This window comes from Candidatus Cardinium sp. cBcalN2 (assembly GCF_022810445.1).
Taxonomy (GTDB): Bacteria; Bacteroidota; Bacteroidia; order Cytophagales; family Amoebophilaceae; genus Cardinium.
In genome coordinates this window covers 1-1,127 of record NZ_JAACGD010000055.1, presented here as the reverse complement: position 1 = coordinate 1,127, position 1,127 = coordinate 1, and the positions used below count along the sequence as shown (strand labels likewise).

At 35.4% G+C, this 1,127-nt stretch carries 2 protein-coding genes; both read left to right on the top strand.

The features are described from left to right. Positions 1 to 326 (top strand): AAA family ATPase (locus tag MUW74_RS01690; protein ID WP_338140475.1); only part of this gene is annotated, 326 nt, incomplete at its 5' end. After that, positions 304 to 894, top strand: a complete 591-nt coding sequence (locus MUW74_RS01685) for an energy-coupling factor transporter transmembrane protein EcfT (RefSeq protein WP_243517922.1) — start codon at positions 304 to 306, stop codon at positions 892 to 894. The genes MUW74_RS01690 and MUW74_RS01685, both read left to right, overlap by 23 nt. The last annotated feature ends 233 nt before the right edge of the window (positions 895 to 1,127 follow it).

The following is a 1,127-nucleotide window of genomic DNA, read 5'->3' as shown; positions in this document are numbered from 1 at the left end:
GTATATACATTAATTTTTTAATGCCTGTCAGATTAAATGTCAACTACTGCATATTAGCTATTTTGTCCGTACTAGTGATGGAGCCTACTTATATGGTATTTGATGAACCAACTACTCTTTTAGATCTCAAAAATAAGAGAAAAATAGTAGAGATGATAGAAAATCTCAGCCAAACCATCATAGTAGTTACGCATGACTTAGACCTGCTAACTCATTTCGACAGAGTGCTTGTCTTTGAACAAGGACGTTTAGTGATAGATGACCTCCCTGCTGCTTCTATAAAAGCCTATCAAAAATTGATATATGACCCATTACAAAACAGCTAGCAAGCAGCTTGCCAAGCTAACTCCTATATGGAGGTTCATGCTACTTATCATGGTCTCTAGTGCATCTTTTATGATATATGATGGGCGCTTTTATCTAGCTAATTTAGTTATTACTTTTGTCTTAGGGTACTTAACCAATATTGCTTACAAAGCATTACTTAAACCAGTAAGGCTCTACTTGTATCCATTAATCATCATTTTTAGCCTGCATGCAATTGGGGGCGACTGGTTAGATGGCATAAAAGTTATACTTAGATTTTGCAACATGGCCATTTTCGCTTCATGGGTCCTATCTACCACATCTTATGCAGATATAGCCGATGGATTAGCCTCTTTATTAAAGCCCCTATCCTATTTTGGGTTAAAGCCTGCTAAGATTAGCCTTGCTTTTACGTTAGCCCTACGTTTTATGCCACTAATCATGGATAGCTTTAATGAGGTAAAAATGGCACAACATGCAAGAGGAATAGATAAAAATTTTAAGGTAATACTTATTCCTTGGATCATAAAAATCATAAAAATGGCAGATACCATTTCAGAAGCGATAGAGATTCGTTCTTGTGAATAAGCTATTTTTACGATTACTTTTTTGATCGAGTAAAAAGTAACCCAAAAATCAGTATCCATTCAGCCCCTACACCCACGGTAGCAAGGTTATACCTAAAAAAGAAATAGTATGAGTTTCTTAGAAGCGCAGCAGCTTTTCAGCATATCATACTTGGTTATTGCTAGTTTTGCTTCAAGTTTTCTAGCTTTAGTTGTAGTAGTTGATCTTTAATCTGACAGGCATTAAAAAATTAA